Consider the following 23,080-nt stretch of genomic DNA (forward strand, 5'->3'; position numbering starts at 1 on the left):
GCTCCAGGTTCTCGCGAGGGGTCGGGGGTTTCGCGGCGCGGTTCGGCCGGCCGGTGTGATTGCCGCGCAATGACCACGCGGTCCGTTCTGCGGCCGGGGCATCAGGCGAGGACCCGGATGCCGTCGGCGAAGGTCAGGCCGAGGCACCGGCGCACCAGGTCGGCGCCGTACATCCGCTCCGCCTGGAACGGGCCGAGGTTCTCGTACGCGTACATCACCAGCTCGGTGTCGCCGGCCTTGTACGCCCACCACGCGTCCAGCCGAAGGCTCTTCAGGGACTCGGCGTCCAGGTCCTCGAGGCCGTCGAGGGCCGGGAGTTCGACGCCGGGGTCCTGTCCGCGGATGGACTGTGCGGCCTGGAGGAACGCGTCGTTCGGCGCGGTGCGGCGAGCCTCGCCGGCCTGGAGCTCCTCGTCGTACGCCTGGGCCTCGGCCTCCTTGGCCAGCTGGCGGGCGATGTACGCGTGGGGCCGGTCCGGGCGCCAGCCGATCTGCACCGCGATACCTGGGGCAATGAGCCGCAGCCAGGAGTTGATGCGCTCCTCGCTCCAGCCCGCGGCGACCGGGTCCAGAAGCACCCAGGACAGCTCCTGGATGCTGGCGCGCTGGGTCCAGTTGTGCAGCGGGCGCAGCCACTTGGCGAGTTTGTCGGCGGCCGCGAACATGCCCGCGGTCACCTTCCGGCCCTGGATCGTCTTCCGGGGAGAGCTGCTGTTGGCTGGCGCTCTGCGCGTAGCTTTTACATCAGCACTCACAACATCAGCAGGTACGTCGTGGGTAACCACAACCGATTGGGGCGCACGCCCCGTGTCGTCCACAGGGTTATCCACAGCGGCAGCCTGGATGATGCGCTGTCGGCCGGCCTCGGTGATGCCGACGAGCCGGGCCCCGTAGCCGGTGCCCTTGATGCGGTGTCCCAGGGCGTGGTCCCACGCGCTGGGGATGACCGCGCCGTACACCGCGGCGGTGCCCGAGTAGCCGGGCAGCCCGCGCAGCCGGCGGGAGTTCAGGCGCGAGCCCTCCGAGACCAGGACCAGCAGGCCCAGTTCGCGGAGGTAGCCCATGTGCCGCTTGACGGTGCTCTTGTCGATGCCGAGGCGCTCGACGATCAGGTCGCGGCAGTACATGGCCAGACCCGTCGCGTCGTCGAGGCGGCGCGAGAGGTCGTTGGCGATGGCGAGGGTGGTGCCGTTCGCCTTCGGGTGGTAGCCGGCGGCGACCATGAACCGGGCGGCCCGGCGGAACTCGTCGCGGTTCTGCGCGCGCCGGCAGACGGTCGACTTCGTGGTCTGCTGCGCTCTGTCGCGGACGAGGGAAAACGTGTTCGGGACTGCGTCGCGGGCAGTCGGGTTTGCGGTGGAAGCGTCACCCGGTGGGGTGGCGGAGGGCTCGACATGCCGAATCGCGGCAGGGTCGAGCTGACAAATGGCAGCAGCGTGCTGCATGATGTGCGCGTGGTCCTCTCAGCACGAGGGCACAGCAAAGCCCCCTTGGGGGCTTGCACCCCTATCGGGTGGCCTGGCCGGCCGACCGGTGGAACAACAGGAAAGTGGGACCCGCCCCGTCGCTGGGGCGGTGAAGGATCCGTCAAACCGTGTAGCGAACGGAGCGACGGTCAGCAGGTTGTCTGCGAGCGGCGAAACTCGTGGCGCTGCCTGCTGTGGCATGGACGGCCACCAGACCGGGTGAGGCGAAACACCGGGAGTCTGGAAGGCCCGCGGTCGAGTGCTCGTGATTGCGCCGCAATCACCAGCGAGACACCGACCGCCAGTTACCTACCTCAAGGCCAGCCCCCTCTCAGCGGGGAAGTCTGGCTATTGCTCAACCCGATCACTGGCACCGGCGGTGACAGTTTCCCGAGGAGTTCAGTGGGAGACGGCCGAGGCGGCATGGCGAGACCCACCGGCGGGCGCGTGCTCACGCAGCCCGGGTGGGTCCTCTTGTTCCGTGCACTGGGTGCACGGGTACCATGGCTCATGCCTCGAGACCGTCCCATTACGGTTTCGGCGCTGTAGGGCCCCTGTTCCTCCCACCGGTGTCTCACCACCACGGGACTCGAGGACTGGGGCCTTTGGCGCGTCTGGACCTGTCGGCCGTCGCCGGGAACCTCAAGATCCCCAACTATGGCCAGGGCTGAGCCTACCTCTGCGGCGTTCCACATTGCGACCACCTTCACTCCCTCGTGTCGTGTCACTTTTCAGACCTTTTTTGACGTGCCGTCAGCGCCCTGCGCCTGTCGGCGTTTTCGCCGCGCCCGGCTCGCTGCCTCCCGGCACGCCCCGCAGCTGCAGCGCCGGCGTTTGTAGCTGCTCTCGGTGCCGTGCTGGTCCATCTGCGTTTCGCCGGACCGGGATTGCCGGCGTGCCGCGCGGCCCTTCTTCTGCGCCTCGGCCAATGCGACTGCGAACAGTGGATCCTGGCGGCGCAGCGTGTAGACCGGGGTGCGGGAGCGGGACAGCCCCATCGAGCCGAGCGCCTCCAGAACGGTCCACCCGGCAGCCACGTACGCGAGGAACTCCTCGATGCGCTCCGGCCCGTCGAGCAGCAGAGGCCGGCCCCGGCCGCGCCGGGGCGCCGGGGCTTCGGCCCGCTCGGCCACGGCGCCGCCGGGTATCGCCCGTTGGGCGTCGCGGGCTGTGGGGGCCAGGAGCGCGGGGGTCATGCCGCGTCCGCCAGTCGGCCGCCCGGGCGCTTGCGGCCGGGGCCGGGGATCTTGGCGGTTGCCGCGGCGACGAACTGTCCGATGGTCAGCTCGTCGGGGAAGAAGCCGAGATCGCGGCACATCCGCGCGTGCATCCAGCGGACGCTCGCGTACGTGCTGCCCAGCGCCTCCGAGGCGGAATGCAGATCGGCGTTCTTCCGCGCCAGGACCCGCAGCAGGTCCCGCTGCTTCTTCGTGGGCTCCCAGTCCAGTACGGCCACCGGCCGGGGCTTGCTGGCTTGCCGGGAGTGGCGCTTGGTCGCGCGCCGCACCGCCTCGCGCTGCTTGGCGGTCATCCCGCCCCACACGCCGTCGGGCTCCCACCATCCGTCCCCACCCAGCGCGTAGTCGCGGCACGCCGCCACCACCGGGCACGACGCCTTGCACACCCGGGTGGCCGCGAGCTGGTCCTGGGCGCCGGCGGAGTAGAACAGCTCGGGGCTGACGAGCGGCTCGCCCAGGTCGTCGGTGCGCGCGCACGCCCGGTGCGGCCACTGGGCCTGTCGGTGGAGGTTGATCAGTGCGGTGAGCTGCTCCGGGTTGTGTGACATCAGTACTCCTCTCGGGCCTGGGCCCGGTTGATCACGTCGATGGCGTCGGCCAGGACCAGCGCCGCGTGCAGCCGGGCGGCGGTCTCCTCAAGGGCCGTGGAGAGATAGGCGGTGGTCTGCCCGTGGACAGCCCGGTCGTCGATGCGGGCCAACTCGGCCTCGGTCAGGGCCTGCCGCAGACTGCGGCGCTGCCACCACCAAGCGGCGGCGGCCGCGACGCAGACGATCGCGGCGAGACGGGCAGGGCTGCGCACGGTTCACCTCCCTCGGATTCGAAATGGCGGACGCCGGGACGGCCCGGCTCAGGGCGGAGGCGGTCATCAGCAGACAGCTCCCGCCGTGGCTCGGGCAGTCCGTCATTACGCCCCCTGGGCCTGGGTCTTGGCCTGCTCCTGCTGGCGCTTGCGCGCGAGGGGAAGGCGGAAGGAGATCAGTTCGGCGAGCGTGGTCGCCTCGCCCTTGTGGTCGACGGCCGCCATCCCGGCGGCCCGGCAGTGCTCCACCTCCTCGACCAGCGCGGACAGCGACTCGTACGTTGCCGCCGGGTCGTAGGCGCGGTGCAGGAAGTCGGTGCGCGGCCCGCGCGGGACGCCCTCCTCGGCCCAGACGCGCAGGGCCTTGCCGACCGCGGCCGCGTCGTCGAGGACCTCGTTGGCGAAGGCCGGCACGCTCGACTTGGTCACCACCAGCTCGTGCGTCGGGAGCATGGAGGCGGCGAAGTCGACCTCGTACTCGATGCTGGCCTGCTGCTCGGGGCGCAGGCCGACGCGGGTGGGGACCTGGCGGCCCTGGGCGTCGGTGCGCAGCACCACTTCGACCTTGTTGCGCAGCGTGGTGACGATGTGGCCGGGGAAGCACATGACGGCCTCGAGCATCTGGCGCTCCAGCGGGCGCATCTCGCGCCATCCGAAGGAGCTGTTGTTGGAGCCGCCGCGCTGGGACGCGAGGTCGACCTGCTCGAGGTGGCCCGCAGGCCCGCTCCAGAAGGCCGACCAGCAGTCGAGGACCACGACGTCGTGCTCCGAGGCGGCGTACAGCGCCAGCGACAGGTTGGTGGGGTGGAAGGAGTTCAGCTCGGTGACGCGGAAGGGGATCTGGTCGGCGTACTGGCGCGACCGGCCGCGCTCCGTGTCGATCACGGCGATGTCCTCGCCGAGTGCGGCCGCCATCCGCAGGGCGGCCAGGGTGCGCCCGGATCCGGGCGGTCCGTCGAGGACTGCGCGGACCGGGCGGGCCTCCTTGGCTGCTGCTTCGAAGCGGAAAGGGGTGTGCTGAACCAGGCCCCCCGCGGGTGCGGGGGCCTCGATGGCTGTCGCCATGGGTGGGTCTCTCCTATGAGGTTGTGGCTGGTGCGGCTGCCTGGGGCCAGTTGTCGGCTTCTGGCCGGTCAGGCGACCGCGGCGGTGCTACTCCTCGGCCGGCGCGTCCAGCTCCTCCGCGTCCAGGTACACCTCGGCGAGGAACTGCGCGGCGATCCGGGAGGGGTTGACCCCGAAGCCGAGGCGTTCGGAGTCCACCGCGCAGCGCTGCGTGATCTGCGTCCACTCCACGGTGGGCACGCGGATCGTGGTGGACAGCGGACCGCTGTCCGGGTCGGCGGTCCCGGCCGCCGCGCGCAGGGTGTGCGTCGGCTCGAGGTGGCCGTACCGGTAGAGCGTGAACGCCTCCCGGATCACCGCGGCGAGCGTGCGGCCCTCGTCCTTCACCTTCCGCCCGGCCCGGCTCTTGACCGCGTCCGGGATGTACACCGAGCGGTTCGGCGCGGCGTCCTCGGCCGGCACCGCCCCGGTCGGCGGCGCGGCCAGGTAGACGTCGCGCAGGAACTGGGTGGCGATCCGGCTGGGGTTGACGAGGAAGCCGAGCCGCTGCTTGTCGACCGTGCAGCGCTCCAGGATCAGCGCCCACTCGACCGGGGGGATCCGGACGCTGGTGGGCGGCAGAGCCTTGGAGCCGCCGACCGAACCGGCGGGCGCGCGCTGGGGCTTCACCGGCTCGAGGTGGCCGTGCCGGTAGAGCGTGAAGCCCTCGCGGATCACCGTCGTGAGGCTCCTGCTCTCCGCCCCCGCCCTGGTGTCGGCCTGCTGCTTCACCTCGGCGGGCACGTACAGCGGGCGTGCCGGGTCTCCCTCCCCCCACTGCTGTCCGGAGGGGAGCGGGGACTTGCTGTCTTCGGCCACGGTGGTGGGTCCTCTCGGCGGTGCTCTCAGGGCGAGCGTCGGCGTCGCTGTGTGCAAACACATGCAAGTGTCCTATGTTTGCCGCATCGCCGGTAGCTGCTGCCCCGGCTTGGCGGGCCGGGTCGCCCCGGCAGCCCCAACCGTAACTGAAACCCTATACACAGGCAATAGGTTGGGCTATGGTGTTGGCACCCGACCCCCTGGAGGGACCGATGCCCAGCACCACCGCCACCGCACTGCCCGCCTGGCTCGCCGAAGCCGTGAAGGACCGCGCCGAGCGCGAACTCTCCGAGAGGGCCAGCAACCTGCGCCTGGTCATGGATCAGGCCGACAAGGTCAACAAGAGGCTCGCCGAGCTCGGCATCGAGCCGCTGAGCCCTGCCGGCTACGACCAGCACGGGAACCAGAAGGCGGCCGTGCTGATCCTCGCCGACTACGAGGACTACACCTACGAGGTCCGCGCCCTGTGGAGCACCGACGACAACGCCGTCGAGCTGCACACCGCCGACTTCGAGGAGGACTCCACCGCCTTCGGTCGCGTACGGCTGCCGCGCTCCATCGGCGACGCCGTTGCCGCCCGCCACGAGACCCCCAAGTTCCCGGCCCGCCCGCGCGACTTCGCCTCCGAAGCCCGCTGGGCGATCGACGGCCTCAACGTCGACCGCCTCAACAACGGCGAGGTCGAAGCGGTGGTCACCGCCATCAACGGCGTGACCGCCGCCCTGCTGAACCTGGCCCAGGTCAACTCCCGCCGCCCCTGAACCGCTGCGCGCGCAACGCGAAAGGCCGTCACCAGCAGGTGACGGCCCCTCGTGAAGATCATGCACCGCGTACGGCGCGGCCAGCGTACCCAAATCTCGTGTCAAAGATCTAGACAGAAAGGCCACTCGTGTCCCACCAGTACCGGCCGGACTTCAGTCGCTACGCCCTCCAGCACCCGGACGGCCGCTGGCTCTACCACCTCGCCCAGCCCAGCGAGCTCAGCGCGACACCGCGCACGGGCCTGTTCGCGGACGGCCAGCCGATGACGCCGCTCGGCGACAAGCGCAGCGCGTGGTGGGTGGCCGGCCACCAGGCCGAGAAGATCGTGGCCGTCTACCAGCCCCGCCCCAAGCCCGTCCGGTACCGGCTGAGCGACACCTCGGTGCGTTCGGACCGCTACCCGGACGAGCTGAGCCTGGAGGACTGGGAGGACAGGTCCGACGAGGACCAGACGTACTACCGCTTCTACGACGCGGTCACCGAGGCGCAGCCCGAGGTGCGGTACGAGTACCCCGGCCCCTTCATCGTCCTGGAGGGCAGCGAGCCGCCCGCCGAGGACGCTCCGCTCTGGGTCGCCGACCTGCCCACCGCCCTCGCCCAGAGGCCCGAGTACCAGCACTGCTTTCCCGGCTACGTGCCCGGCCTCAGCAGCCACCTGACGGACGTCATCAAGAAGATGCGCCACGTCCAGTACTGCTTCAACGGCCGCGACAACAAGCCCGCCGGCCTGTACGTCACCATCCGCGTTCCCTTCCAGGAGCCGGAGTCCCGCTGGCGGCCGAAGTACGGCGCGCGCGGCCAGGAGCTGAAGGCCCGGGAGGAGGTGCCGGTCCTGGTGACCCGGGAGATGCACCTGCCCGTCCCGGACCGGGTGTACGGCCCCAACTACCAGGCGGCCCTGGCGGACTGGGAGGCGCAGGTCGAGTTCTGGACCCGGGTCGCCCGCGACGCCGCCGTCAAGGCGTGCAACGCCTGCGAGGGCACCGGTCACGTCCTGGACGCCCCCGACGCCACCACCACCTGACCACCGCCACGCATGGCGGCTGCCCGAGTCCCCGGCCCGAACCGGCCGGGGGCGAAGGGGAACCGCCAGAGCCGGCCGTAGGGAGGAAGAGCGTGCCGCAGGACCCGAACGACCCGAAGACCTTCATCGACCCGCGTGTCTGGGAGGGGCACCGCAACGACAAGGACGGCACCGGTGGCTGCGCGGTGCGCGTCGAGGTGCTCGAGGTCAGCAGCGACGGCGCCACCGTGAGCGTCCGGGCCAAAGAGCCCGGCATCGTCACCACGACCGGCGACAGCTTCACCGTCCCGGCCGGCACGGTCCGCCCCTGGTGGAAGAGCCCGTTCCCGGACGCCCGGGCATGAACCGCACCGGGCTCCCGCCCATGCCCGCGGACGCCGCCGCATGGATCCGCGACCACGTCCTCGCCCCCAAGGAGATCCCGCCGCAGCCCGCCCGGTGCCCGTGCCAGATCGTCTCCAACGCCTGCGAGTACAGCAGGCACGGCGAGTGCGGACACGAGCAGTGGATCGCCTGGGGCCCCTACCACCCGGAGACCGTCATCGGCCGGGGCCACGGCCCCTTCCCCTGCCGCGGCGCCTCCGGCCTGAACCGCAGCGACGCCACGCTCTACCTCGCCGACCGGCGCTGCCGCACCCGGTGCAACTGCCACTGCCACCAGCCCGCTCCCCAGCCCAGCCCCGCCCCCACCGAGACCGAGCAACTCGGCCTGTTCTCACCGACCCCAAGGGCGCCCGCCGCACGTACGCGGCGTGGAACGAGCGCGTGACCGACACCCACGCCCTGGACTGCGATCGCACCCGTGCGTCGGCCGCCGCTCACCCCCGGGCAGCGGCGGCCGCACGCGGGTGCAGCGCGTCAACGCCGGTACAGCCCGCCCGCCGAGCTGCGTGAGGATCGACCTCAACGCCGCACCCATCCCCACGAAGGAGAGCGCGTGCCCAACCAACTCGCCGTCACCCGTGTCCTCACCGAGGACGTCGTCGGCACCCACATCTGGGACGGCCGGTTCGGCGAATGCCAGACCATGCCCACCGACCGGTACGACGCCGTCGAGGAGGCCATGGCCGCCGTCCTCGAGCACGTCGCCGGCGCGATCGACTGGCCGCGCCTGCTCGCCGAAGCGTCCTGGCGACACTCCACGCTCCACGAGAAGACCCTCGCCGACGAGAAGCGGCCCGCCGGCCAGGGCACCTCCTGGGAGTGCCACGCCACCGGCGTGTGCGGCGACTGCCTGCGCCACGCCCTGCTCAGCCCCGAGAAGGGAGCCCACAACTGGGAGAAGACCCCCGACGTCCCCCTGACCCGCACCGACGCCGACTGGGCCGGCGTCGTCGCCGAGAACCTGCAGTACCGCCGCGACCTCAGCCAGGTGACCCGATGACGACCGCCCTCGCGAACACCGCTGCGACGACCGCCGAGGCGACGATGAACCGGGCGTACGACCTGCTCGAGCAGGCCGACGCCGCACCGGACCTCGGCCCCCTCCGCCAGCCCCTCGCCGACCTCCTCGCCTTCCACGCCGCCGTCCCGGCCGTTGAGCACGCCGGCCACCGTTACCTGGTCGGCTACCCCTACGCGGACCGCGACGGCGAGCAGTGGGAGATCCTGAACACCGGCACCCACGACGGCAGACCGCTGGCGATCCTTCTGCCCGCCGGGGCCGGCGAGCCCGCGACGCTCGACGAGATCGTCGACGAGTACGGTCCGCTGCGCCGTATCGCCCACCCGGGCACCAGCCTGCCGACGCCCGAGGAGGCCCTGCCCTACTGGGGGTCCACGCGCTGGGAGGGGCCCGTCGCCCGCTGCTCCAGCATGAAACACCTGGCCCCCGTCGGCGACGACGGCCTGCTGGACACCCACTCCATCTCCGCTGGCTTCACCGGCCGGTGCCCCGGCTCAAACACACCGCCGCGGACCGCCCCATGGCCGAAGTGACCGCCGGACAGACGGCGTTCGGCGATGCGACGGCCCCGGTCGCCACGATCCCCGACACCGTGCCGGCGGGCTGCTACTGGTGGACCGACCCGGACGGGGACCTGTGCCTCATGCCCGGCTGTATGGCCCGGGTGCAGGATCCCGAAGCCGAGTGCAACTGCGACAAACTCGCCCGCCGCCAGCAGAAGGCCGAGGAGGTCCTGCGCGCCGACCGCGGCCGTCAGGCGTACGCGGACATCTGGTGGCAGGCGCTGAGCACTGCGGTGAAGGACCACCCTGACGCCAACGCGATCCTCGCGGACGCCCGCCGCCACGCCGGCCGCTGACCCGCCTCACCGTTTGGAGTTGATGACGACCATGGGCGCAGCCCTTCACCTCGCGCACGTCGACCAGCCCACCCCCGGCGAGCGAAACCGGACCAAGGGCAAGGGCGACGGCGGCGGCGAGACGTTCGCCGACTTCGCCCGGCAGGTCTACGCCGACGAGCGCGCCACCCCGGTTGCCCGCGAGATGCTCCTCGCGTTCGGCTTCGCCACGATGGTCGCCCATACCGAGCAGGACGTGAGCGCCGTCTGGTCCACCGTCCGCAGGGCCATGGGCGCCACCCGGACGGGCCGGCACTGGCGCCTGCACGAAGCGATCGTCGCCGACGCCCCCCGCTACGCCCACGGCAAGTACGAATCCCACCGGGTGTGCGTCGCCCCCCGGCTGCGCCCGCACCCCGACGGCCCCGACGACTTCCGCAACAAGCTCGGGATCTGCGGCACCCTCGCCGACTGGGAGCACTACGCGCTCGAGAAGCAGGCCGGCACCGGCTGGTACAAGTTCCACTGGTTCTGCAAGCGACACCTCGACCATCTCGCCCGCGTCCGTGAGCAGCTGCGCGAGCCCAACGCGAGCGCCCCGGAGCCCGTGCCCAACCGCGGCGGCCTGCTCCCGGTGTACTTCGACTCGGACTGGCTGGACACTTACCGGCGCCGCCTCGACAGCCCCACGTGGGAGCCGCCGGTCTACGGCATCTCGGCCGACGACTGGCCGACCCCGGGCGTCGAGCGGGTGCCGCCCCGGGCGAAGCTGCGCCTGGCCGCCCTGGACGGCACGCTCCTGGTCGAGGCCGGGCCCGGAGACCGCCGGTGAGCGACGACCTCGACGAGCGCCGGCGGCGCGGCCGCGATGAGAGCCGCCGGCGGCCTACCCGTACGACCTCCCGGCCGGACCCGCAGGCCGAGTCGCCCGGCTGGGTGCGCACCTTCGTCATCCCGCGGGGCGCGTGCGAGCCGTGCGCTCGGCACCTCCACCACCGGTGCCACGGCGTCGACGTCCTGCGCGCGCCGGTCCCCGACTGCCCCTGCGACTGCGGGGACCCCCGCGACCCGTTCCTCCTCAACCCCCGGGCGTGGGCCGACCTCGCCCTGCACGCCCCCGACCAGGTGTGGATCGCCGCGATGTTCGACCGGCAGCGCGCCGGCGGCCTGCACGCCTGCACCTGGCGCAACGACGAGAGCGGCCTGCGCGCCGCCCGACCCGAATAGGAGAGCCCCATGGCCGCCGCCATCGCTCCCGCCCGTATCCAACGCAAGCGCACCACAGGCTGGAGGAAGCCCGAAGGCACTGTGTACGTCGGCCGCGGAACCCGCTGGGGCAACCCGTGCACTCAGATCCGGACGCCCGCCCTCGACGGCTCCGAGTGGGAGCACGAAGGTCGCTCCGGCAAGACCTCCGGCCAGCAGCACGCCTTCGTCCACCCCGACAAGACCGTCACCTGGCACCTCGTCAAGGACGCCACCCGCGAACAGGCCGTGACCATGTACCGCCGCTGGCACCAGCAGCGGCCCAGCCTGGCCGAGGCGGCACGCTCCGAACTCCGAGGAAGCGACCTCATGTGCTGGTGCCCGCTGGTGGACGTGGACGGCAAGCCCGTCCCGTGTCACGCAGACGTGTTGTTGGAGTTGGCGAACCAGGGGGAGCTGAGGTGACCGGCGGCGTAGTCGCGCATGCGGTCGAGGATGTCGGGGCTCGCCTCGACCCGGCCGAGGAACGTGTTACAGGAAGGGCACAACGCTCCGCGCACCTTGCCGGAATTGTGGCAGTGATCGACGAACAGGTCTCCGGCGACGGGCAGATAGCAGGGCCTCATAGCTTCTGATCTGCGGTTTTGTTTCCCACGGACTTCCATCTCTACAACGTGACGTTGTATAGTTGGGGTGTTGGCGGGGACCGCCCCCACCACCTCACCCAGGAGGACACCGTGGCCACCACGACGGACCCGACCTACACCGCCGGAGACATCGTCCAGGGACGCCCGCGCGAGCACGGGGTGCCCCAGCCGCTCCGCAACGGCATCGTCCTCCGCCTCTTCGGCACCGACCCGTCCACCGGCTACCTCGTCTGGTGGTACGGCAAGGGGCCCGCCTCCATGAAGACGGTCTCCCTGATGTTCGGCCGCGAGCTCACGCGCAGCGGTGTTCTGGAAGACCTCTCCCTGCGGGTGATCACCGGCATCGCACGGGGAGTCGGCCACTTCGACGACGCCCGCCAGGTCGGCTACAAGGCCGCGAACCTCCGCCTGCGCAAGATGGTCATCCGTATCCAGGAAGTCCCAACCGACTGGCACATCGACCACCGCTGCTGCCTCGAGTGCGGCAACGACGAACCCACGGTCCAGCTGAAGGCCGTGACCCACACCAGGACCGGCCAGCAGGCCCTCGCCTGCGACCGGCACATCGAGCAGGTCGCCGCCGCCCTCGGCTGACCTACCGCCCCCTGACGCCTCGCCCCGGCACACCGCCGGAGGCGGGGCGGCAGCCGTTCTTCAGGAGACGCCCGTGCCCACTGCCGACGACGACCAGACGTCCCTGCCCATCCCCGTCACCCGCTACCGCCCCGTGGTCAAGTGCGCAGACTGCAAGGCGCTGCTGACCGACTCGGTCTCCCGGCGCTGGGGCCGCGGCCCCGACTGCCGCGCGGCCCTGCACTCCGCTCCCGACCCCGGCCGGTTCGCCGCGGAACAGGACGCCTTCCCCGACGCCGACGAACCGTAGGTGATGCGGCGAGTACTAAGGGGCGGCACGTTCACCCCCCGCGTACACTCGGAGCCGGCGGTGCACGACCGCCTGGTATCCGTGAGGGGACCGCAGGCCCACGCCAGGTCCCCAGTTCCGGCAAGTCGTCTCTGACGCATCGTGCGAAGTCCAGCGTCCGCTCTGAGCGGTACGCGCGTGGGGCGTACCAGCATGGAGTGAAAGCTGATGTCGAAGAACCGTGCCCGCGACCGGGCCGCCCGCGCCGCGATGAACGAATCCGGCGCCTTCCGTACCCGGGCCGTCCGCCAGGTCGACACCACCGGGCAGAGCCGGGAGTACCCCGTCCGCCTGGTCGACGCCGACGGGCAGAGCTGGTACCTCAACTCCGGGCAGACCAACGCCTACGGCACCCGGGCCCTCCACTACAGCGAGACCCGCACGTACGAGCAGATCGTCGAGGAGACCGGCCCCGTCCGGCACATCGACATCCCCGCCGACGGCGACACCGAGGCCATCCGCCAGGCGCTGCAGCAGGCCGGCCCGAAGGCGCTCGCCACGCTCACGGCCGCGCTGTACGCCGCGGCGACGGCCTGCGAGCACGCCACCGGCCGGCCCGAGGACCTGGTGGCCGGCCGCCCCGGCTCCACGGAGTCCACCATCGTCCTCGGCATGACCCTGGATGTCGGCCCCGAGGTGCCGCTCACGTCGGTGGACGCCGCCGCGCTCGAGGTGGTGGCCGGGATCCTGACCCGCTGGGTGACCGGCGAGACGGTGGTGGAACTCGCCGAGACGCTCGCCTGGACGCTGGGCCCGGTCGTCGACGAGCTCGGCTGGATGGGCATCACCGACCCGTGGGCCCGCCGGCACCTGGCCCCGTACGCGAGCTGGGTCACCGGGCACAGCGACAACCCGGTGGGCGCCCTGCGCGCCCGCGCCGCCGGCGACCTGCTCGACGAGGACGATGACCCCGTCGACCTGGCCGCCCAGACGATCGCCTCGACCGCCTTCCTCTTCGACGCCTCCATCCCCGTCGAGCCGGACCCCAGCCTGGTCGGCGACGCCACCATGGAGCAGCTCCTCGCCGCCCTGGTCGCGCGCAACCTGCACACCCTGGAGCGCGACGGCACGGAGTACGACGCCCGCGCGGACGTCTTCGTCCTGCCGCCCGCGTCGCTGGGCCGCCCCGGCGACGCCCCGCCCGGCTGGCGCAACGTCAACGCCCTGGTGCTGGTCACCGCCCGCCGACCCTGGGAACTGGACGACGAGGACCAGCGCGTCATCACCGACGCCTACCGGGCCGCGGCCACCGCGCTCAACCGGCACTGGCCGGGCCTTCCCCAAGAGGCACAGCACGCGGCCCTGAGCCTGGACATGCTGGCATCACTCCGCGGCAAGTTCACCGCCGACGCCGTACGGGAGCTGTTCCACGACCTGGTCCAGGACGCCGTCCACCACACCTACACCCTGGGCGCCGACCCGGAGTTGGAGCCGGGGGCCGGCGAGCGCCTGTAGCCGGGCAGGCGGGGCGGCCTTCTGGGCTGTCCCGCCGCCGGCGGCCGATACCCTCGCTCCATGGCGCCCAAGAACCGCTCCGCCCGCATCCGCAAGCTGGCCTCCGCCCTCTCCGAGCAGTTCGGGCTCGAGTACAGCAAGCACGAGTGGATCGAGGCCGAGTACGACGACCGTCGCGCCGAGTGGACCCTGTCGTGGACCGACGGCCCCTCCCTCGCGCAGGTCACCCGGGCGGCCCGGGCAGCCGACAAGGAAGCCGTCGAAGGAGTGCGCTACGAGCGGCGCTACTCCCAGCAGGCGTACGCCCTCGGCGCGATCGGCTGGGCCCTGGCGGGGGCGGACCTGCAGGGCGGCAACGGGTGGTGGGCCGTCAGCCGGGTGGAAGAGCACCTCGCGAAGGTCAAGAACCCAGGCCGGCCCAAGGCCAGCCGGGAGACCGACATGGTGGAGCGCCTGATCACGGCCGCCGACAAGGGCCGCGGCCGCAACTACGCGGAGGGCTCGGAGATCTGCGGCCTCGTCGACAAGCGGGGGCTGGCCTGGCTCCTCATCCCGGCCGGCAAGCCCGACGAGCGGCTGCCGCTGGCCCCGCTGGAGGTCCTCACCGCCCGCTACGCCCGGGGCGAGAAGCAGCGGGCGTGGTGGGAGCACCTGACCCCGCTCACCGAACTGGAAGCCTTCGCCGCCGTGCAGGCCGACCCGGAGGCCCCGGCCGAGGCCGTCGCCGCGGTCCTCGAGCTCGTCCCCGACGTGCACGCAGCGATCGACGCCGCGGTGGCCGACCTGCGTACCCGGGTCTCCATCAACAGCTGACCGCGGGCCGGCGTCAGCTCTGCCGGGCACCGGGGTAGCCGGGTACGTCCTGGTGCTGGGAGGACCTGCTGACCATCCAGGCCAGCTGCTTGGCCGCGGCCGCCGGGTCGCCGTCCTCGAGCTTGGCCATCGCGTAGGCCCAGTTCTCGTATAGCTACGGCCACCAGACAAGTAACAATGAGTAACCATTGTCGCTGTCCGTGTCGGTCGGGGCCGTCAGCCCCAGAGGCTTTCTGAGTCCCATTCGTGGCTCGCACGGTTGACGAGGCGGGCCATGGATTCCGGGGCGGGCTGCCAGTCGCGGGTTACGCGCCGCGCCTCGGTGGCGAGCCGGGTCAGCGCGCGTTCCCAGGAGAGCACGTCGTCGTCGTTGAGGAGTTGCTCGGCCCGGCGGCTCACAATGCGACGGTGCAGATGGTGGGCGAGGTCGGGGCGCACTTCGGGGTAATCGCCGCTGTCGTCGCCGGGCCAGGGCAGCCAGGTCCGCCGATAGACCCATCCTTCGCAGAACACACAGTGGGCGAGCTGAATGGCGTGCAGCGGGGCGCGGACCGCGACGGGCATGGGCAGCGGCCGGTACACGGCGAGGGTGCCGCGGTGTCGGCAGTCGGGGTTGCGCCAGGTGCTTGGGCCCGCGCCCATCCGGCAGAACAGCTCGTCCAGCGGCATTTTCGGCGGCTCCGTCACGGCCAACGGGCTCTCGCACCAGGGCAGGACGTCGCGCCACCACCAGATGATCCGGCTGTTCCACAGCCGATGACGGATTCGTTTCATCATGGTCAGAACGGGTGGGTCTCGGCGGGGACCGCTGGCTGGGCCTGACCGGTGTCCGCGGTGGCGGAGCGGGGTGTGGGGGCGGCGCCACCGGGGCGGTAGGTCTTGGTGACGGCCGCCTTCGCGTACGTCAGGGAGACGGCGATCTCCTCGGCGTCGATCTCGACGACGGTCCGGCGGATGCCTTCCTTGTCGTCGAAGGTGCGCTGCTTGAGGCGGCCGGTGACGATGACCCGGGCACCCTTGGTCAGGGACTGGGCGGCGTTCTCTGCGGCCTGGGATTCTCCTGGTCTTCCTCGGTGTTCGCCCGGAAGCCGAAGGCGTCACGGATCTCCGTCCGGTGGCGGGTGGCCGCCCGGCCCTGCCAGTCGTACCCTGCCCACTCGTGGGCCGGCACCTTCACCTGCTGGGCCACATACGCCACCGCGGCGGCCGGGACTTCCCCGTCGGTCTCTGGGAAACGGGCCTCCATATCGAAGAACTTCAGCAGCATAACGAAGCCCAGCCTGTTCGCTCCGGATTTGTTCCGCAGCCGCTTCATGTCGTCTTCGAGGAGTGTCCAGACCTCGATGAGCTCTTCTGGTTCCCAGTCCTGACGCACCCTTGCTCCTTCAGTCAGCCAAATGGATCACCACATCGTGGCGACCCGTCAGCAGAAGCGGAGTCGGCGAATCCAAACCGAGGCCAGATGGTTACTCAGCGTTACTTGTCTGATGGCCGTAGCTATACGAGAACTGGGCCGCGTAGCCGTAGGCGTACCCGGCCATGCGGCTCAGGACAGGGTCGACCGTTTCGGTGCTGAAGTCCCGCAGGAAGGCGAAGTACCTCTCCAGGTCCGCACGCAGCTCGGGCACTGCGGGGCTCTCGCCTGCCGGTATGTCGTCGTTCTTGGTCATCCGCCGAGGGTAGGGCCTGGGCCCAGAGCGTCAGGCACCGGCTGGCGCGCGCCCCGGGAGCGCTGGCCCGGGTACCTGTGCGCCCGGCTGGAAGCCTCCGGCGTACGAGCGCGATGTCAGTGGCACCCGCTACGGTGGAGCCCGCACCACAACGGCATGCCGCGAACCGCCGTTTCCGCTGCTTCCCCGCGCCCACGCCGCACGGGGCAGCGCCGCCGGACAAGGATCGACATCGGATCCCGCGCAGCACCACCTGAAGTACCTTGCCTGTCCGGCTGCGAGCACCTCACGCGACGTCCGGCGGGAAGCGTGGGCCCCGCTGTGGAGACGACCGTGACCAAAACCGGCAGTGACCACCTCAAACGCCAGGCCCGGCAGATCGTCCGCGCCTCCGGCCGCCGCTACCCCGACGTCCTCGCCGAACTGCGCGGCGCCCCCCGCCGGCCCTCGTCGTCGAAGGAACTTGTCCTGCTCTGCCGCGGCTTCGCGCACCCCATCGACGGCGGGCGCTGCGCCCAGCCCGACGGGCACCCGGGCCACTGGACGTGGTGCGGCCCCGAGCCGCACTTCCCGGTCTACGTCTGGCAGGGGTACGTCGAAGCCCGGGACGCGGCGGAGTACGCGAAGTACGAGGTGTGGTTCGCCGGCCTCACCCCCGAGGAGCGCGCAGCGTACGAGGCCGAACAGGAGGCCGCGGACCAGGCGGACATGGCCAGGGAGGCCGAGTCGTACGACCCGGACGAGGAGCGGAGCCTGGAGTACGCGCTCGACGCGGCCGACGAAGCACGCTGGGCCGCCGAGGCCGACGCGCAGGAAGAAGCTGGCGGATACGACGACGAGCCGTATGACGAGTGGGACGGGGACTACCGGTGAACCCATACTGGACGATCGTGCAGGAGCGGGCCGCCGTCTTCTCCCTGGCTCACTCCCGGCCCGGCGGCTCCCTGCTGGACGGGCTGCCCGTCCTCGCCGCGCACGCCGAGGAGTTCTCCCCCTTCCACACGCTCCACATGCAGTTCTGCCTGTCCGTCATCGTCTTCGAGGACTGCCCGGAGCACCTGCGCACCCCCCAGCGCATCCCGGACCTCGACCGCCTGGTCCCCGAGGACGCCGACGCCCTCACCGTCCTGACGACCGCCGAGAAGCAGCGCACCCTGTTCGGCACCGGGCTGGACGAGGAGCTGCGCAACGTCGAGGACCAGGTGGCCGGGACCGGGCGCGCCCGGGCGACCATCCAGCGGGTACTGGACCAGGTGCCCAACGGCCTGGCCGGCCGGGAGCGGATGCTCGACATCGTCTCCGAACTGCGCGACGACCCGCGGGCCATCGCCGGGGTCGTCGCGCTCACCACCGCGGCGCTCCGCGAAGTGGCCGCCAACCAGGCGCCGACCGACGTGTCGGCTCGGCGGTAACCGTGGCGGCCGAACGCCGGGCACCGTCCCGGCCACCCACCCCCGCAGCGGCCGGCCCTGTCGGCCCCCGACGCTACGGTGCTCGTATGCCACGTCCTCAGCCCGCCGACCTGTGGGCCGAACTGAACCCCCGCCAGAAGATCTACCTCACGGTCATCTACCACGCCGACCAGAACGCCGAGGCGAACCACAAGGGGGGCGCGTTCGACTGGGGCCAGGGCCCGCCGGCCAGCGAATGCCGCTGGCAGACGTTCAGCATCAAGGCCCCGAAGGAGGTGGTGGGCCGTACGGCCATCCAGTACGTGCTCGCCCGGCAGGACGAGCACGACCAGGGTGCCGGGTCCTCCCTCGCCGCGTTGCGCCGCCGCGAGCTGATCGAGGTGATGGAGGACTACGTCCAGACGATGCTCGGCATGGTCCCCCGCGTTCGGGTGAAGCTGACCACCCGCGGGCGCGCCACGGCCCGGGCCGGCCTGGGGCACACCGCGCCGAAGTCCCCGCCGCGCGGGCTGCTCTCGGAGTGGCTGTGGTCCAACCTCGTCCGCCTCTACCGGGCTGGCCCCGACGGGATGCCCGCCGAGTCGCCGCGCGGTACCCCGCCGGAGGAACGCGCCCCCTCGGAGAAGGCGCGGTTCTTCCTCGAGCGCGACCGGCGCCGCCCCGGGGGCCCGCTCGTCGAGTCCCGGTGCGTCCGGGACGAGCCGTACGAGAACCCCGCGTACCCGGGGCACACCACGTACCGCACGCACTACCAGGTGCACCTCACCGAGGCCGGCCAGGCGCACTACGAGCAGCACGTCCGGTGCTACGCCGAGCTGTGGCCTGACATCGACGCGCCGGTCCCCGAGGACCTGCCCGAGGACGCCCACAGCAGCCTCGACGACCACAAGGTGCGCAAGCCCCGCGGCCTCCTCGCGCGCGCCCCGTTCCTGCTCCTGGTTGCCCTCGTCCGCAACGACATCAACGACCAGCTGTGGATCCGCAAGGAGTGGACCACGTACTGGGGGAACTTCGGCAGCGAGCCACCGGGAGGTCTGCTGGCACTGCCCGCCGGGATCACCACCAACCAGATCGCCAGGTACACCCGCAGCACCACGGCGGCCGCCAAGCTGCTTGAGTTCCGCGGCGGCCCGCTCGCGGCCGAGACGGAGATCCACCACTGGCTGTATCCGCCGCGGCGACGCTGGGCTGACGGGTCGAACATCTGGCCCGACGACCTGAAGGTCCTGCACGTCACCGACGCCGGCCGCGCGCACTACGCCGCCAACCTGGAGGCGTACCGAGCCGCGTACGACGACGTGGAGGCTCCGGACGTCCCGGAGGCGTGGACGGCCGCCCCGGCCGCCGAGGCCGCGCCCTCCGGGGGCTGAGCGCCGGCGGGGCTGCTACGCGGAACCGGGCGGTGCGACGGAGCCGGTCTCCGGAGCCCGCCCGGCAGCGCCGGCGCGCTCGGCCTTCCACGCCGCGTACATCGTCGGATCGCCCGTCCAGAAGTGGCAGCGCCCGCAGTACCCCTGGGCAACGTCCTCCGGGTGCCACGACTCCGCCTGGCACTCCGGACACACGAACGACGGGCGGGGGTCGGTCACGTCGAGCCTCATCTCTCAGGGGCGGCCGCACAGACGGCCTGGTCCGGGCGCGGCACCGGCACGGCGCCCCGGGCTGCGACAGTCACCTTCTGCCCGTCCCACCGTACGGTTTCCGCCGGCAGTATCAGCAGCCCGGGCTCGCCCTCCTGCCAGGCCGCCCCGATCCGGCGTACCTGGACGGCCGGACCGCGGGCACCGGCCATGAACACGGTGGGGTCCACCTCCCAGCCGTGCTCGTCCAGCCACGCCTCCAGCGCGGCCATGTCCCGCTCGCTGGCCCCCCGCGGCCAGTGGTAGGTGTCCGTCATCCCCGCCCCCTGTGTGTCTCGTCGGAGTCACCGTGCCAGGTGATGGTGCCAGTGCGCACTGACATATCCGCCGGCCGAGACCACAGGGCGCGCGGTCACTGGGAGGGGTGTGAGGTGATCCAGGAGTTCAGCTCGACGCCCTCGGCCCGGATCATGTCGCGCATCTGCAGCAGCCGGGCGTCGCTCATGTCGCCGGCCAGGGTGTCGATCCGGTCCATGATGACGTACGCCTCGCTGTAGAACCCGGCGCCCGCCGGATCGGCGTTCATCGCCTTGCGGACCTTCCGTACGTCGGTGACCAGGTCCCACGTCACGTTCTGGCACCCGGCCTCCTCGGCCGCCGCCTCCGTCTTCTCCTGGCACGGGTTGGCCACCTGGTACCCCCAAGCTTCCTCCCACTGCTGCGCCACCGACTTCGCCGCCTTCTTCGGCGCGGCCGACGCGGACGGCTTGTCCTGCGCCGCCCCCGGACCGTCGTCCCCGCAGCCGGCCGAACCCGCCACCACGACGGCCGCCAGCAGCAGCCCCGCCCCTGTCCTGCCCCACCCCTTGGTCATAGCGAAAGATCATGTCACGGTCACCCGGCACACCGAGGGGCAACGGCCACAAGCACGGCCCCGATCGGGCCCCGGCTGCGCCCGGGCCACGCGAAGGGGGCGGCACCGTGTGGGTGCCGCCCCCTTCTCTCCTTGCGATCGCAGGACGGTGCGCGGGGCTGCGTCTGCGAAACGAAGGCCGCGCCCGGCTACTCGGGCGGATCCTCCGCCGGCGGCGCCGCCGGGTCCTCCCGCAGCTTCTGCAGCTCCGTGATGGCCTTGGACCGCCGGTCGTCGGCCTTCTTGCCCGCGCGCCGCCGCCCGATCTTCCGGTACTTCTCGACCTGCTCGGTCGAAGACCAGTCGTTGGTGATCTCCTTGATCTCCCCGGCGGAGTAGCCGAGGCGGCCCAGGTCGGTAGGCACGCCGGCGCGCAGCCCGTGCGACGTCACGTCCCCGGCCACGTCGAGGTTCACGCGCCGCGCCATGCGCTTGACCGCCTCGTTGACGGCGTGCGGCGTCATGCCCCACCCCTTCTTGCTCACCGGCCGGATGGTGCCCCACTGGTCCACCCAGCGCAGCAGCCGCAGGTGCGGTGCGCCCTCGCCCTTCTCCTGCAGAGCAACGATCCACCGCCGCAGCGCGGCCACCGCCATCGGGTCGTCGATCTCGTACTCGCGGCCGACGTCCTGCTTGTCGTTCTTCGACGTCCACTTCCGTACGACCGCCAGCTCCTCGCTGACGAACTCCACGCTGGCGATGCGGAACTTCGCCAGCTCCGAGCGGCGCCCGCGGCAGTAGTAGCCCAGGTAGCAGATGACCACGTCGCGCAGCCCGCCCAGGTTGTCCGGGCACCCGGCGATCATCTGGGTGAGGCGCTCCATGTCGATGGGCGGGGCCGAGCGTGGGCTGCGGCCGGCCTCCGCCTGCTCGTGCCGGGCGTCGGCGTAGATCTTCAGGGCCTTCGCAGTGGGCGGCCACTTCTCGTGCCCGGCCCGGGCGTTCATGTCGACGATGGCCGCGATCGACAGCCGGATCGTGTCGTGCCCGATCTCCTCCCGGCGGAGGTGGGAGACGTAGGAGACGAGGTTCGCCTCCGTGGTGCGCGGGCCCGGGGTGCGGCCGCGGGCGACGCACCAGTTCGCGAACGCCTTGAAGCGGCTGTCGTACGTATCGCGGGTGTTCGCGCGCCCAGAGTTGGCCAGGTCCTCCTCGGCCTCGTCGGTGAGCACCTCGTTGATGTCGATCGCGGTGTCCGGCAGCAGCTTCGCGGCCTCCGGGAGCGCCGGCGTCAGGTCGGGCTGCTCCTCGACGATCTCCGCGTCGATGACGGCCGGGACCAGGTCGGTGCTGTTCACGCTGTGCTCTCCGTACCGGCGGCGTGGTGCCGCCACTTACCCGTGGCGTACCGCAGTTGCGGGGCCGGGACGCCGTGAGCAGCGGCACACCGGCAGCCGCGGCCGGGGCGCGTACCCTGCGCGCTCACGGGCGGGTCCGCTTCACGTGGTCGCGGAACTGCCCGTCGAGCCGGTCGGCCTGCTCGGTCAGCCGGTCGGAGAGCACCAGCAGGGTGCGCGCGTCCAGGTCGCCGCGGCGGCGGGCCTCCTTCTGCCACTGCTCGGCCACGCCGCGCAGCATCGCGGTGACGCCGTCGCCGGACACGTACAGGCGGCCCGCGTCGTCGGTGCCGGCGTCCAGGAGGGCGAAGTAGTCGGTGCTGTCGGTGCTGTTGGCGTTGTCGGCCGCGCGACGGCTCATCTCGTGGTCCTCTTCGCCGGGGTGGGCTGGGCGGTGATTCCGGTCAACTGCCGTTGCTGCCAGGCGAGTTGGTAGTCAGGGTGCTCGTTCCACTGCTCGGCCAGCTCGTACAGCGGAGCGGCGAGCGCGCGGATGCGGTTGTCCTTCGGGTCCATCGCCGCGACCATCTCGGCCCACAGGGCGCGGGCCTGCACGAGCCGGTCGGCTGCCACCACGGCCTGGTCGACCGCCACGGGCAGTTGCCGGTTCGTGTAGCGCCGGGTCCGGGCAACGTCGGCGGCCTCCGCCATGCGGGCCTGGACGAACGCGCCGACGGCGAGCAGCTCCTCGCGGGGCGGGTTGGCCGGGCGGCTCATCCGCTCGTCCCCGGGCGCAGCACAGCGGCATCCCGAGCCTGCGGCAACTCCACGCCCGCGCGGGCGAGTTCGGCGGCCACCCGGACGCGCTGCTCCTCGGGCCAGGTGGCCACGGCGTCCGCGATCAGGTCGGAGATCGGCCGGAACGGGCTGCGGGAGCCGGCCGGGGTGACGTGGGGGTAGTTGACCTCGAGGAGTTCCACCACCGTGAGCACCCGGTAGGCCAACGAGTGCAGCTCCCAGTCGACGTCGCGGACGGCCGCCGCGGTGGCGTCGTCCTCGCGCAGCAGCAGGGCCTCGCGCAGCGGCTCGGCGTCGCGCACCAGCCGGGCCACGGTGTCGTCGGCCGGCGGCTGCTCCGGCACGACGTCCGCGGCGACGATGGCGAGCAGGCGGTTCGCCAGGTTGTGCAGGCCGTGGTCGTGCTCGGGGCCGCCGGCGGCGTCGCGCTGCTCGCGACGGCGCAACGCCTCGCGCAGAGCGGTGGCCTGGACCGCGAGGCGCGCGGCGAGGCCGGCGGCGGAGCGGGAGGGGGCGGGACGGGGCTGGGTGTCGGGCCGCACCAAAGATTTCAGTCGGCAGGGCTCTGACCTGGGCACTGAAATCTTTCGTGCGGTGGTCTGGGGCACAGTCAGCGCACCGAAGACCTCAGTGGCCGACGCGTCCGAGCTGGCCGAAGTCGCCAGCCGAGGAGCCCTGTTGGCCGTCGCCGCCGACTGCTCGCCGCTGACCTGCGCAGACTGTCTTGGTGAGGGTTGCCTCACTGAAATCTCCCGTGCGCTACTGAAGCGTCTACTGAAATCTTTCGTGCGCTACTGAAATCTTTGGTGCGGCCCGACACACATGGTCGTCCGAACGCGCGAATCACCTACCATAACTGCCCTTATGGTAGGTGAGACGGATAGCCTTGGATCATGACCCAGTGTCGGGCCGCACCAAAGAATTCAGTA

At 71.6% G+C, this 23,080-nt stretch carries 35 protein-coding genes; 17 read left to right on the forward strand and 18 right to left on the reverse strand.

Going from position 1 to position 23,080, the window contains the following annotated elements; translation table 11 throughout:
• Positions 1-101: 101 nt before the first annotated feature.
• The 6 genes from QMK30_RS32520 to QMK30_RS32545 form a co-directional block, all read right to left on the reverse strand.
• Entirely contained in the window at positions 102-1,445 is a 1,344-nt protein-coding gene (locus tag QMK30_RS32520) for a hypothetical protein (protein ID WP_283521921.1), read from the reverse strand.
• A 752-nt stretch (positions 1,446-2,197) separates the two neighbouring features.
• Complete coding sequence (locus QMK30_RS32525) at positions 2,198-2,662, reverse strand: hypothetical protein (RefSeq protein WP_283521922.1); 465 nt, start codon at positions 2,660-2,662, stop codon at positions 2,198-2,200.
• Positions 2,659-3,252, reverse strand: coding sequence for a WhiB family transcriptional regulator (locus QMK30_RS32530; RefSeq protein ID WP_283521923.1), 594 nt, complete (start codon positions 3,250-3,252; stop codon positions 2,659-2,661). Before QMK30_RS32530 ends, QMK30_RS32525 begins: the two co-directional genes overlap by 4 nt.
• On the reverse strand, positions 3,252-3,506 hold the full coding sequence (locus QMK30_RS32535) for a hypothetical protein (protein ID WP_283521924.1): 255 nt from the start codon (positions 3,504-3,506) through the stop codon (positions 3,252-3,254). The genes QMK30_RS32530 and QMK30_RS32535 overlap by 1 nt, the downstream gene beginning before the upstream one ends.
• Before the next feature lie 105 nt (positions 3,507-3,611).
• The gene (locus tag QMK30_RS32540; protein ID WP_283521925.1) at positions 3,612-4,571 is read right to left on the reverse strand and encodes an AAA family ATPase; all 960 of its coding nucleotides are present in this window, start codon (positions 4,569-4,571) and stop codon (positions 3,612-3,614) included.
• Between the two features lie 87 nt (positions 4,572-4,658).
• On the reverse strand, positions 4,659-5,429 hold the full coding sequence (locus QMK30_RS32545; protein ID WP_283521926.1) for a hypothetical protein: 771 nt from the start codon (positions 5,427-5,429) through the stop codon (positions 4,659-4,661).
• A gap of 212 nt (positions 5,430-5,641) precedes the next feature.
• On the opposite strand from QMK30_RS32545, the gene QMK30_RS32550 reads away from it, so the two are divergent.
• From QMK30_RS32550 to QMK30_RS32595, 10 genes are all read left to right on the forward strand, one after another.
• Positions 5,642-6,190 carry a hypothetical protein gene (locus tag QMK30_RS32550; RefSeq protein WP_283521927.1) on the forward strand — a complete coding sequence of 183 codons (549 nt, stop codon included), beginning with the start codon at positions 5,642-5,644 and terminating at the stop codon, positions 6,188-6,190.
• 128 nt (positions 6,191-6,318) lie between these two features.
• The gene (locus QMK30_RS32555) at positions 6,319-7,215 is read left to right on the forward strand and encodes a hypothetical protein (protein WP_283521928.1); all 897 of its coding nucleotides are present in this window, start codon (positions 6,319-6,321) and stop codon (positions 7,213-7,215) included.
• 92 nt (positions 7,216-7,307) lie between these two features.
• Complete coding sequence (locus tag QMK30_RS32560) at positions 7,308-7,559, forward strand: hypothetical protein (RefSeq protein ID WP_283521929.1); 252 nt, start codon at positions 7,308-7,310, stop codon at positions 7,557-7,559.
• Positions 7,556-7,984 (forward strand): hypothetical protein, encoded by a 429-nt coding sequence (locus QMK30_RS32565; protein WP_283521930.1) that lies wholly within the window; start codon positions 7,556-7,558, stop codon positions 7,982-7,984. Before QMK30_RS32560 ends, QMK30_RS32565 begins: the two co-directional genes overlap by 4 nt.
• 168 nt (positions 7,985-8,152) lie before the next feature.
• Complete coding sequence (locus tag QMK30_RS32570; RefSeq protein WP_283521931.1) at positions 8,153-8,599, forward strand: hypothetical protein; 447 nt, start codon at positions 8,153-8,155, stop codon at positions 8,597-8,599.
• Positions 8,596-9,153: a phiSA1p31-related protein gene (locus QMK30_RS32575; RefSeq protein WP_283521932.1), complete on the forward strand. Its 558-nt coding sequence runs from the start codon at positions 8,596-8,598 to the stop codon at positions 9,151-9,153. The genes QMK30_RS32570 and QMK30_RS32575 overlap by 4 nt, the downstream gene beginning before the upstream one ends.
• Positions 9,141-9,479 carry a hypothetical protein gene (locus QMK30_RS32580; RefSeq protein ID WP_283521933.1) on the forward strand — a complete coding sequence of 113 codons (339 nt, stop codon included), beginning with the start codon at positions 9,141-9,143 and terminating at the stop codon, positions 9,477-9,479. Before QMK30_RS32575 ends, QMK30_RS32580 begins: the two co-directional genes overlap by 13 nt.
• A gap of 31 nt (positions 9,480-9,510) precedes the next feature.
• Positions 9,511-10,290 carry a hypothetical protein gene (locus tag QMK30_RS32585; protein ID WP_283521934.1) on the forward strand — a complete coding sequence of 260 codons (780 nt, stop codon included), beginning with the start codon at positions 9,511-9,513 and terminating at the stop codon, positions 10,288-10,290.
• Positions 10,287-10,685 carry a hypothetical protein gene (locus QMK30_RS32590; protein ID WP_283521935.1) on the forward strand — a complete coding sequence of 133 codons (399 nt, stop codon included), beginning with the start codon at positions 10,287-10,289 and terminating at the stop codon, positions 10,683-10,685. The genes QMK30_RS32585 and QMK30_RS32590 overlap by 4 nt, the downstream gene beginning before the upstream one ends.
• Positions 10,686-10,694: 9 nt before the next feature.
• On the forward strand, positions 10,695-11,129 hold the full coding sequence (locus QMK30_RS32595) for a DUF4326 domain-containing protein (protein ID WP_283521936.1): 435 nt from the start codon (positions 10,695-10,697) through the stop codon (positions 11,127-11,129).
• On the opposite strand, the gene QMK30_RS38960 is transcribed toward QMK30_RS32595, so the two are convergent.
• Complete coding sequence (locus QMK30_RS38960) at positions 11,081-11,329, reverse strand: endonuclease domain-containing protein (protein WP_502963268.1); 249 nt, start codon at positions 11,327-11,329, stop codon at positions 11,081-11,083. The genes QMK30_RS32595 and QMK30_RS38960 overlap by 49 nt on opposite strands.
• Before the next feature lie 72 nt (positions 11,330-11,401).
• Between QMK30_RS38960 and QMK30_RS32600 the strand changes: the two genes are divergently transcribed.
• From QMK30_RS32600 to QMK30_RS32615, 4 genes are all read left to right on the forward strand, one after another.
• Positions 11,402-11,905 carry a DUF6409 family protein gene (locus QMK30_RS32600; RefSeq protein WP_283521937.1) on the forward strand — a complete coding sequence of 168 codons (504 nt, stop codon included), beginning with the start codon at positions 11,402-11,404 and terminating at the stop codon, positions 11,903-11,905.
• 73 nt (positions 11,906-11,978) lie between these two features.
• A complete protein-coding gene (locus tag QMK30_RS32605) occupies positions 11,979-12,194 on the forward strand; it encodes a DUF6011 domain-containing protein (protein WP_283521938.1) in 216 nt (71 codons plus the stop codon).
• Between the two features lie 207 nt (positions 12,195-12,401).
• Positions 12,402-13,688 (forward strand): hypothetical protein, encoded by a 1,287-nt coding sequence (locus QMK30_RS32610; protein WP_283521939.1) that lies wholly within the window; start codon positions 12,402-12,404, stop codon positions 13,686-13,688.
• Positions 13,689-13,748: 60 nt separating this feature from the next.
• Positions 13,749-14,501 carry a hypothetical protein gene (locus tag QMK30_RS32615; RefSeq protein WP_283521940.1) on the forward strand — a complete coding sequence of 251 codons (753 nt, stop codon included), beginning with the start codon at positions 13,749-13,751 and terminating at the stop codon, positions 14,499-14,501.
• A gap of 216 nt (positions 14,502-14,717) precedes the next feature.
• Here the strand turns inward: QMK30_RS32615 and QMK30_RS32620 are convergent, their stop codons facing one another.
• The 4 genes from QMK30_RS32620 to QMK30_RS32635 form a co-directional block, all read right to left on the reverse strand.
• Positions 14,718-15,278, reverse strand: coding sequence for a hypothetical protein (locus QMK30_RS32620; RefSeq protein ID WP_283521941.1), 561 nt, complete (start codon positions 15,276-15,278; stop codon positions 14,718-14,720).
• 2 nt (positions 15,279-15,280) lie between these two features.
• Positions 15,281-15,526 (reverse strand): single-stranded DNA-binding protein, encoded by a 246-nt coding sequence (locus QMK30_RS38965; protein WP_502963269.1) that lies wholly within the window; start codon positions 15,524-15,526, stop codon positions 15,281-15,283.
• Positions 15,523-15,876 (reverse strand): DUF4158 domain-containing protein, encoded by a 354-nt coding sequence (locus QMK30_RS32630; protein WP_283521942.1) that lies wholly within the window; start codon positions 15,874-15,876, stop codon positions 15,523-15,525. The genes QMK30_RS38965 and QMK30_RS32630 overlap by 4 nt, the downstream gene beginning before the upstream one ends.
• 91 nt (positions 15,877-15,967) lie before the next feature.
• Complete coding sequence (locus tag QMK30_RS32635) at positions 15,968-16,171, reverse strand: hypothetical protein (protein WP_283521943.1); 204 nt, start codon at positions 16,169-16,171, stop codon at positions 15,968-15,970.
• A gap of 333 nt (positions 16,172-16,504) precedes the next feature.
• Between QMK30_RS32635 and QMK30_RS32640 the strand changes: the two genes are divergently transcribed.
• The 3 genes from QMK30_RS32640 to QMK30_RS32650 all read left to right on the forward strand — a co-directional run bounded on the left by QMK30_RS32640 (position 16,505) and on the right by QMK30_RS32650 (position 18,953).
• Entirely contained in the window at positions 16,505-17,044 is a 540-nt protein-coding gene (locus QMK30_RS32640) for a hypothetical protein (protein ID WP_283521944.1), read from the forward strand.
• Positions 17,041-17,583 (forward strand): hypothetical protein, encoded by a 543-nt coding sequence (locus QMK30_RS32645; protein ID WP_283521945.1) that lies wholly within the window; start codon positions 17,041-17,043, stop codon positions 17,581-17,583. The genes QMK30_RS32640 and QMK30_RS32645 overlap by 4 nt, the downstream gene beginning before the upstream one ends.
• Before the next feature lie 86 nt (positions 17,584-17,669).
• Positions 17,670-18,953, forward strand: coding sequence for a hypothetical protein (locus QMK30_RS32650; protein WP_283521946.1), 1,284 nt, complete (start codon positions 17,670-17,672; stop codon positions 18,951-18,953).
• 15 nt (positions 18,954-18,968) lie between these two features.
• Here the strand turns inward: QMK30_RS32650 and QMK30_RS32655 are convergent, their stop codons facing one another.
• The 7 genes from QMK30_RS32655 to QMK30_RS32685 all read right to left on the reverse strand — a co-directional run bounded on the left by QMK30_RS32655 (position 18,969) and on the right by QMK30_RS32685 (position 22,693).
• Positions 18,969-19,172 carry a hypothetical protein gene (locus tag QMK30_RS32655; RefSeq protein WP_283521947.1) on the reverse strand — a complete coding sequence of 68 codons (204 nt, stop codon included), beginning with the start codon at positions 19,170-19,172 and terminating at the stop codon, positions 18,969-18,971.
• Between the two features lie 8 nt (positions 19,173-19,180).
• Complete coding sequence (locus QMK30_RS32660; protein ID WP_283521948.1) at positions 19,181-19,480, reverse strand: hypothetical protein; 300 nt, start codon at positions 19,478-19,480, stop codon at positions 19,181-19,183.
• A gap of 95 nt (positions 19,481-19,575) precedes the next feature.
• Positions 19,576-20,037 (reverse strand): hypothetical protein, encoded by a 462-nt coding sequence (locus QMK30_RS32665; protein WP_283521949.1) that lies wholly within the window; start codon positions 20,035-20,037, stop codon positions 19,576-19,578.
• A gap of 188 nt (positions 20,038-20,225) precedes the next feature.
• Positions 20,226-21,374, reverse strand: coding sequence for a tyrosine-type recombinase/integrase (locus QMK30_RS32670; RefSeq protein ID WP_283521951.1), 1,149 nt, complete (start codon positions 21,372-21,374; stop codon positions 20,226-20,228).
• 124 nt (positions 21,375-21,498) lie between these two features.
• Positions 21,499-21,774, reverse strand: coding sequence for a hypothetical protein (locus tag QMK30_RS32675; RefSeq protein ID WP_283521952.1), 276 nt, complete (start codon positions 21,772-21,774; stop codon positions 21,499-21,501).
• Complete coding sequence (locus QMK30_RS32680) at positions 21,771-22,130, reverse strand: hypothetical protein (protein ID WP_283521953.1); 360 nt, start codon at positions 22,128-22,130, stop codon at positions 21,771-21,773. The genes QMK30_RS32675 and QMK30_RS32680 overlap by 4 nt, the downstream gene beginning before the upstream one ends.
• On the reverse strand, positions 22,127-22,693 hold the full coding sequence (locus QMK30_RS32685; RefSeq protein ID WP_283521954.1) for a hypothetical protein: 567 nt from the start codon (positions 22,691-22,693) through the stop codon (positions 22,127-22,129). The genes QMK30_RS32680 and QMK30_RS32685 overlap by 4 nt, the downstream gene beginning before the upstream one ends.
• Positions 22,694-23,080: the final 387 nt, after the last annotated feature.

This window comes from Streptomyces sp. H27-C3 (genome assembly GCF_030063415.1).
In the GTDB taxonomy this organism is placed as follows: domain Bacteria; phylum Actinomycetota; class Actinomycetes; order Streptomycetales; family Streptomycetaceae; genus Streptomyces.

What these genes read in the sequence shown, in the direction of transcription:
- QMK30_RS32610 (WP_283521939.1), top strand. Translation starts at nt 12,402, where the DNA reads ATGTCGAAGAACCGTGCCCGCGACCGGGCCGCCCGCGCCGCGATGAAC.
- QMK30_RS32575 (WP_283521932.1), top strand. Translation starts at nt 8,596, where the DNA reads ATGACGACCGCCCTCGCGAACACCGCTGCGACGACCGCCGAGGCGACG.
- QMK30_RS32530 (WP_283521923.1), bottom strand. Translation starts at nt 3,252, where the DNA reads ATGTCACACAACCCGGAGCAGCTCACCGCACTGATCAACCTCCACCGA.
- QMK30_RS32615 (WP_283521940.1), top strand. Translation starts at nt 13,749, where the DNA reads ATGGCGCCCAAGAACCGCTCCGCCCGCATCCGCAAGCTGGCCTCCGCC.
- QMK30_RS32540 (WP_283521925.1), bottom strand. Translation starts at nt 4,571, where the DNA reads ATGGCGACAGCCATCGAGGCCCCCGCACCCGCGGGGGGCCTGGTTCAG.
- QMK30_RS32660 (WP_283521948.1), bottom strand. Translation starts at nt 19,480, where the DNA reads ATGACGGACACCTACCACTGGCCGCGGGGGGCCAGCGAGCGGGACATG.
- QMK30_RS32650 (WP_283521946.1), top strand. Translation starts at nt 17,670, where the DNA reads ATGCCACGTCCTCAGCCCGCCGACCTGTGGGCCGAACTGAACCCCCGC.
- QMK30_RS32665 (WP_283521949.1), bottom strand. Translation starts at nt 20,037, where the DNA reads ATGACCAAGGGGTGGGGCAGGACAGGGGCGGGGCTGCTGCTGGCGGCC.
- QMK30_RS32675 (WP_283521952.1), bottom strand. Translation starts at nt 21,774, where the DNA reads ATGAGCCGTCGCGCGGCCGACAACGCCAACAGCACCGACAGCACCGAC.
- QMK30_RS32550 (WP_283521927.1), top strand. Translation starts at nt 5,642, where the DNA reads ATGCCCAGCACCACCGCCACCGCACTGCCCGCCTGGCTCGCCGAAGCC.
- QMK30_RS38960 (WP_502963268.1), bottom strand. Translation starts at nt 11,329, where the DNA reads ATGGAAGTCCGTGGGAAACAAAACCGCAGATCAGAAGCTATGAGGCCC.
- QMK30_RS32595 (WP_283521936.1), top strand. Translation starts at nt 10,695, where the DNA reads ATGGCCGCCGCCATCGCTCCCGCCCGTATCCAACGCAAGCGCACCACA.
- QMK30_RS32620 (WP_283521941.1), bottom strand. Translation starts at nt 15,278, where the DNA reads ATGATGAAACGAATCCGTCATCGGCTGTGGAACAGCCGGATCATCTGG.
- QMK30_RS32525 (WP_283521922.1), bottom strand. Translation starts at nt 2,662, where the DNA reads ATGACCCCCGCGCTCCTGGCCCCCACAGCCCGCGACGCCCAACGGGCG.
- QMK30_RS32520 (WP_283521921.1), bottom strand. Translation starts at nt 1,445, where the DNA reads ATGCAGCACGCTGCTGCCATTTGTCAGCTCGACCCTGCCGCGATTCGG.
- QMK30_RS32585 (WP_283521934.1), top strand. Translation starts at nt 9,511, where the DNA reads ATGGGCGCAGCCCTTCACCTCGCGCACGTCGACCAGCCCACCCCCGGC.
- QMK30_RS32680 (WP_283521953.1), bottom strand. Translation starts at nt 22,130, where the DNA reads ATGAGCCGCCCGGCCAACCCGCCCCGCGAGGAGCTGCTCGCCGTCGGC.
- QMK30_RS32580 (WP_283521933.1), top strand. Translation starts at nt 9,141, where the DNA reads ATGGCCGAAGTGACCGCCGGACAGACGGCGTTCGGCGATGCGACGGCC.
- QMK30_RS32565 (WP_283521930.1), top strand. Translation starts at nt 7,556, where the DNA reads ATGAACCGCACCGGGCTCCCGCCCATGCCCGCGGACGCCGCCGCATGG.
- QMK30_RS32635 (WP_283521943.1), bottom strand. Translation starts at nt 16,171, where the DNA reads ATGACCAAGAACGACGACATACCGGCAGGCGAGAGCCCCGCAGTGCCC.